5 protein-coding genes are annotated in these 7,014 nt (G+C 62.7%); 4 read left to right on the top strand and 1 reads right to left on the bottom strand.

Annotation, left to right across the window (positions count from 1 at the left end; translation table 11 throughout):
- Positions 1-677, bottom strand: a 677-nt coding sequence (locus B3C64_RS00175; protein ID WP_291532903.1) for a hypothetical protein, incomplete at its 3' end; no start/stop codon positions are given.
- A 172-nt stretch (positions 678-849) separates the two neighbouring features.
- Here B3C64_RS00175 and B3C64_RS00170 point away from each other — a divergent pair.
- The 4 genes from B3C64_RS00170 to valS all read left to right on the top strand — a co-directional run bounded on the left by B3C64_RS00170 (position 850) and on the right by valS (position 6,895).
- Positions 850-1,593, top strand: coding sequence for a winged helix-turn-helix transcriptional regulator (locus B3C64_RS00170; protein WP_291532902.1), 744 nt, complete (start codon positions 850-852; stop codon positions 1,591-1,593).
- A gap of 171 nt (positions 1,594-1,764) precedes the next feature.
- The gene (nth, locus tag B3C64_RS00165; RefSeq protein WP_291532901.1) at positions 1,765-2,430 is read left to right on the top strand and encodes an endonuclease III; all 666 of its coding nucleotides are present in this window, start codon (positions 1,765-1,767) and stop codon (positions 2,428-2,430) included.
- 46 nt (positions 2,431-2,476) lie between these two features.
- Positions 2,477-4,033: an ABC transporter substrate-binding protein gene (locus B3C64_RS00160; protein WP_291532900.1), complete on the top strand. Its 1,557-nt coding sequence runs from the start codon at positions 2,477-2,479 to the stop codon at positions 4,031-4,033.
- A gap of 138 nt (positions 4,034-4,171) precedes the next feature.
- A complete protein-coding gene (gene valS / locus B3C64_RS00155) occupies positions 4,172-6,895 on the top strand; it encodes a valine--tRNA ligase (RefSeq protein ID WP_291532899.1) in 2,724 nt (907 codons plus the stop codon).
- Positions 6,896-7,014 lie beyond the last annotated feature (119 nt).

Raw genomic sequence — 7,014 nt, 5'->3', positions numbered from 1 at the left:
CCCATCCACGGCTTACGTGAAGTCGGCTCCGGATCGGCGTCACGCCGCCACAGATACGAGCAGACCGCGAATCCGACCACCACCGCGGCCACCACGACCAAGGCGATGATCCGAACCATCGCGGAACCGGAATCCGACGCCGCCGCATTGTCGCCGCGATTCGCCAGCAACGTCGGCAGGAAGCACCATCCGGCGCAGGCGATCATCGCGACGCCTTCCACGACGTTGTGGGACAGCGACCGAATCAGATGCGTGCGCCGTTCGCGGGCCATCTGGCGTCCGAAGCACACCACGATCAGCACGATCAGCAGACCGCCGACGCCGGCAATCCAACCTTCCTGCATCCAGAAATCGTCATGTCCGGCAACGGTCGGAAAAATGGCGCGTCCCAGCATCATCGTCGTGGCGCACACCACCGACAGCAGACCGGCCACCACGGAGATCACATGCCCGACGGCACCATCGCGGAACGGCGAGAACACCGTCAGCAACACGATCATCGAGACGGAGGCGATGACCACGGGCGAGACGATCGCCGGATTCGACGGGTCGCCATAGGAGATGCCTGGAACCAGCGAAAGCACCGCCAATATGATGTATGCGACGACCTGCACGGCGATCACTTTGCCGAAAGATCCTTTGTCAGGTGTGATGGAAGCGGCTTCGGAGGCAGCCATCTCAACCCCTTTTCATAATATGGTCATAACGTATGCGATACCAATAAATGTAGCCGAAAGTGTCCACATCGTTCAGATAAAATCTGATGAAACGCCGATAAAACACGGCGAGAGTACAATCACAGCAACGATATCTCGAACAGGGGGAGCCGCCGTGACGGATTTGACGCTTATGACGTTCGCAAATGACCCGGCAACCGTCCTTCCTTCCCTGGCTTTGCTTTCCCACCGTGTGCGCGTGCTGCCGATGGATGCGGCGAGTCTCGTGAAAATGCCGGAAAACACCATACTTTTCCTCGATGCGCGCGATGATCTGGCCACGGCGAAAACGCTGTGCCGTCTGATCCACGCCTCCGGGCTTTCCACGCCGATCGTGCTGATTCTGACCGAAGGCGGATTCACCGTCGTCAATTCGCAGTGGGGCATCGCCGACGTGGTGGTGGCCTCCGCCTCGCCTGCCGAGGTCGAGGGACGGCTGCGACTGGTGTCGGAGCGCGGCAACAATCCGATCGGCGCGGCGTCGGGTGCCGATGAGATCGGCGTTCAGAACGAGGACGGTCTCATCCGCTCCGGCGATCTGGTGGTTGACACCAATGGCTATACGGCCAGCCTGCACGGGCATCCGATCGATTTGGCGTACAAGGAATTCGAATTGCTCAAATACCTGGTGCAGCATCCCGGGCGCGTGTTCACCCGCGCGCAGCTGCTGCAGGAGGTATGGGGCTACGACTACTACGGCGGCACGCGCACCGTCGATGTGCATATCAGGCGACTTCGCGCGAAGCTCGGCGGAGAGTACGAGCATCTCATCGGCACCGTGCGCAACGTCGGATACCGTTTCGACCCTCCGGAAGAGGAGGAGGGCGAGGCGGCAGCGAAGAACGCCGCGGCACAGGGTCCGTCCGATAAGGATTGACCTGCTTGCCGGATATGTTTGCCGGATATGTTTGACGCATCCGGCAAACAGCCGGATCAACGATTCGGACGATGCATGCCACGCGTGCGTCACGCATGGAATCACACATAGATATTAGGTAACGTATGTTCGGCGGATGGCGTCGAACACCCAAGGTGATGGTGGTCGGCAATGCCCCGCGAATCCAAGAAGGCGCGTTTGGCGCGCATGCAGCAGGAATATCGTATTCTCTGCGCCGAATTCCCCCATCCGCAGTGTGCGCTGCATTTCTCCAATCCCTTCGAGCTGCTGGTGGCGACGGTACTGAGCGCGCAGACCACCGACAAGCGCGTGAACACGGTCACGCCGGAATTGTTCGGCACCTACCCCGGACCTGCGGAACTCGCCGCGGCGAATCCCGAGGACGTCGAGGACATCATCCATCCCATCGGATTCCATCGCACCAAAACGAAGAACATCATCGGATTGTCGCATGAACTGTGCGCGCGGTTCGACGGCAAGGTTCCCGACACCATGGAAGCGCTGACGACGCTGCCGGGCGTAGGCAGAAAGACCGCGAACGTGGTGCTGGGCAACGCGTTCGGCGTGCCGGGGTTCCCCGTCGACACGCATGTGATGCGCGTGACCGGCCGTTTGCGCTGGCGCGCCGACTGGTCCACCACGTCCCCCGATCCGGTGGCGATAGAACGGCAGATCACCGCATGCTTCCCGCCCGAGGAATGGACGGACCTGTCGCATCGGCTGATTCTGCACGGCCGCGCGGTCTGCCACGCGCGCAAACCGGATTGCGTGGATTGCCCGCTCAACGACACCTGCCCGAGCGCGTTCGCCGTGTAGCGCCGCAACCGCGGCGGTGTAGCGCGTGCCAATTAGACTCGACACCATGGATGAACAAGGTCAGAACAATCCGAAAGCCCAGGCGATGAAGGCCGAGGCGACGCGCTGGCTCGTTTTCTTCGGCGTCGCCGCCGTGCTCGCCGTCGTGATGTGGCTGGGATGGTCGCTGGTGAATCTGCGCAATCCGATCACCTCGCTCAGCTCGATCACCTCCGAATCGACCATGTCCGTCGGCATCGCGGGCGACGCTCCGAAAAACCTGGATATCCGCACCGAACAGGGCGACGAAGTGGAACAGGCGCTGCTCGGCAACGTGTACGAGACGTTGGTATCGCGCAGCGACACCAACAAACTGCAGCCGGGAATCGCACGCTCCTGGCAGGCGTCCGACGACGGACTGACCTACACCTTCACGTTGCAGAGCAACATGACGTTCTCCAACGGCGACAAGCTCGACGCTTCGGATGTGGTCTGGTCCTTGCAGAACACCGTCAACAACCAATACGTGGACGCGGACCAGCTCGGCGATCTCAAGGAAATCACCAATCCGGACGAGAACACCGTCGTCATCACCTTGAACCAGCCGAATCCGCGGCTGCTCCGCGCGTTGAGCGGACGCGCCGGCATCGTGTACGACGAGCAGAACGACGCCAACTACAAGAACACCGCCGTGGGATCGGGCCCGTTCACCGTGAAAAGCTCGTCGTCCTCGCAGATCGTGCTCCAGCGCAACGACGCCTACTGGGGATCCACCAAGGCCGCATGCGGGCAGATCGTCCTTTACTACTACAGTTCCGAAAGCTCCATGGTCAATGCGCTCAAGGGCGGCAAAATCAGCATGGCGGTGCCGCTGAGCGCCTCATCCGCCGAGGCGCTGCAGAAGCAGAGCGGCATCACCGTCGACAACGGCGTGGGATTCGACAAGGTGCTGCTCGCCTTCAACAGCGCGAACGAAAGCCCGTTCTCCGACGAGCAGATCCGCAAGATGACGCGTTTCGCCATCGACGCGGCATCCATCGCGAAGGATGCGAAAGACGCCTATGCGGCACTGGGTGGTCCGATCGGTCCGCTTGAAGACGGGTATGAGGATCTCACCGGACTGTTCCCCTACGATCTGCAGCAGGCGCGGCAGCTCCGCTCCTACTTCGGCGCCAACTACATCGCAACGATTGATTTGTTGGTTCCGAAGGAGTATGAGCAGATCGGCAACACCGTGAAATCGCAAATCGAACAGCTCAACATCGGCGTCAATCTGGAGGTGCTCGACACCGCGGCCGAAGTGACCGAACGCATGAACGCCGGCACATACAACATCGCGCTCACCACGATGAGCGACGAAGGCGACGCCAGCGTCTTCACCAACGGGCAGTCCGTGTTCCATTTCGAGAACGGCGACGTGCAGCAGGCGTATGCGAACGCGTCGGCGGCCACCAACGACACCGATTACCAGGCGCGCATGCGCGATTACGCGCGCACGGTCAGCGAGAACGCGGCAAGCGATTGGCTGTACGCGCGCAAGACCTTCATCGCGGTCGAGGATGGCGTGCAGGGGTATCCGAAGAACATGACCGATCGTTTCCTGCCGCTGAGCAGACTGGAATAGACGAGCGACGCGGACGACGTCATGGGAATGGCGCGGACAAGCGTCACGGGAACAGCGCGGACAGACGTCATGGGAGCGGCCACACGTCCGAGGACCGCATGATGTGAGTTGTCACATTCGCTTTCTAGACTAACGACTATGACTGAAAGCCAAGATAACACCATCACTGCGAACCTCACGCCGCTCCCCGACCGGGTCGGCGTGGACGGTCTCGAAGACAAGTGGCGCGAGAACTGGGATGAAAGCGGAGTCTACAAGTTCCAGGGCACCCGCGACCGCAAGGCCGTCTATTCCATCGACACCCCGCCGCCCACCGTTTCCGGCCATCTGCATGTCGGCCACGTCTTCTCCTACACCCACACCGACGTCATCGCGCGATTCAAGCGCATGAACGGCTACGACGTGTTCTACCCGATGGGCTGGGACGACAACGGTCTGCCGACCGAGCGCCGCGTGCAGAACTACTATGGCGTGCGCGTCGACACCTCGCTGAAGTACGATCCCGATTTCAAGCCGCCGTTCGAGGGCACCGACGGCAAGAAGATCAGCGCCAAGGACCAGGTGCCGATCTCCCGCAAGAACTTCATCGAGCTGTGCGAAAAGCTCACCGCCCAGGACGAGAAGCAGTTCGAGGCGCTGTGGCGTTCCCTCGGCCTGTCGATCGACTGGTCCCAGACCTACCACACCATCGGCGCGCACCCGCAGCGCGTGGCCCAGAAGGCGTTCCTGCGCAATCTGGCCCGCGGCGAGGCCTACCAGAAGGACGCTCCGGGCCTGTGGGACGTGACCTTCCAGACCGCAGTGGCCCAGGCCGAGCTTGAATCCCGCGAGTACCCGGGCTTCTACCACAAGGTCGCCTTCCGTTTCGAGGACGGCACCCCGATCTACATCGAGACCACCCGTCCGGAACTGCTGGCCGCCTGCGGCGCGCTGATCGCGCACCCGGATGACGAGCGTTACAAGAAGTACTTCGGCCAGTACGTCTACTCCCCGCTGTTCCACGTGAAGGTGCCGATTCTGGCGCACAAGGCCGCGGAGATGGACAAGGGCGCCGGCATCGCCATGTGCTGTACGTTCGGTGACGTCACCGACGTCGAGTGGTGGCGTGATCTGAACCTGCCGCTGCGCTCCATCATCCAGCGCAACGGCCGCATCGTGATGGACACCCCGGATTGGATCGAATCCGAGGAAGGCAAGCGTATTTTCCAGGAGACCGCCGGCAAGACCACGTTCTCCGCACGCAAGGTGATCGTGGACGAGCTGCGCGCTTCCGGCGATCTGGACGGCGAGCCGACGCCGACCAAGCGTATGACGAACTTCTACGAGAAGGGTGACAAGCCGCTCGAGATCGTCACCTCCCGCCAGTGGTACCTGAAGAACGGCGGCACCGACGAGAAGCTGAACGCCGAGCTCATCGAGCGCGGCAAGGAACTGAACTTCCACCCCGACTTCATGCGCGTGCGTTATGAGAACTGGGTGCACGGCCTGAACGGCGACTGGCTGATTTCCCGCCAGCGCTTCTTCGGCGTTCCGTTCCCGCTGTGGTACCCGGTGAAGGAGGACGGCACTCCGGATTACGATCATCCGATCACGCCGAGCGAGGACCGTCTGCCGATCGACCCGACCGACGATGTGCCGGAAGGCTACACCGAGGACCAGCGCGACGTGCCGGGCGGCTTCACCGCCGAGCCGGACATCATGGACACTTGGGCGACCTCCTCGCTCACCCCGCAGATCGTGACCCGCTGGGACGAGCCGGGCGAGGAGAACCAGGCCATTTTCAACGCGACGTTCCCGATGGACCTGCGCCCGCAGGGCCAGGACATCATCCGCACCTGGCTGTTCTCCACCGTGGACCGCGCGCACTTGGAGAACAAGTGCCTGCCGTGGTCCAACGCCACCCTGTCCGGTTGGATCCTCGATCCGGACCACAAGAAGATGTCGAAGTCCAAGGGCAATGTGGTCGTGCCGGACAAGCCGATCAAGCAGTTCGGCGCCGACGCGGTGCGCTACTGGGCCGCCGCGGCGCGTCTGGGCCTGGACGCCACGTACGACGAGGGCCAGATGAAGATCGGCCGTCGTCTCGCCATCAAGTTGCTCAACGCCACCAAGTTCGCGCTGGCCATCGGCCGTGAGGACGAGAACCATCATGTGGCTGCTCCGGCCACCGCCAACTGGAATCCGGCCGACGTGACCGAACCGCTGGACCGCGCCGCGATGGCGCGTCTTGCCGACGTGGTTCGCGAGGCGACCGACAGCCTCAACAACTACGAGCATTCCAAGGCCTTGGAGGTCATCGAGAACTACTTCTGGCAGTTCTGCGACGACTACATCGAGCTGGTCAAGAACCGTGCCTACGGCACCGCCGACGCCACTGGCAACGTGCCGGGCGAGGCCGCCGTGAAGTCCGCGCGCACCGCGCTGGGCCTGGGCTTGGATGCGTTCGCGCGTCTGCTGGCACCGTACCTGCCGTACGCCACCGAAGAGGTGTGGAGCTGGATGCATGACGGCGAGGGCTCCGTGCACCGCGCCGCTTGGCCGAAGGCCGACGTGTATGCGGCCGCCGCCGGCGATGCCTCCGCGGATCTGCTCACCTATGCGGGCGCCGCTCTGGCCGCGCTGCGTGGCATCAAGTCGAAGGCCAAGGTCTCGATGAAGACCCCGATCCTCTCCGTGACGCTCGCGGCTTCCGACGAGGTTCGTTCCTCCGTCGAGAACGCGCTGGGCGACATCGCGGAGGCCGGCCGTGTGACCGGTCCGATCTCCTTCGCCGCCGCGGCGTCCGAAGAGGGCGAGGACGCGGTGACCGTGGCCGAAAGCGAGCTCGGCGAGCCGCCGGCCAAGAAGCCGAAGAAGAAGTGACCCGTCCGGAACGGTAAGCGTGGGGCGGTAGGTGCCTTCCAGCATCTACCGCCCCACGCTTTTTATGAAAGAGCCCGGCCGACTCCCAATGCCCTTTCAACGGCTCTTAACCGTATCGC

Source organism: Bifidobacterium sp. UBA6881 (assembly GCA_002451435.1).
In the GTDB taxonomy this organism is placed as follows: Bacteria; Actinomycetota; Actinomycetes; order Actinomycetales; family Bifidobacteriaceae; genus Bifidobacterium.
Note: the sequence above shows the minus strand (reverse complement) of the source record. Positions and strands in the feature narration are given on the sequence as shown.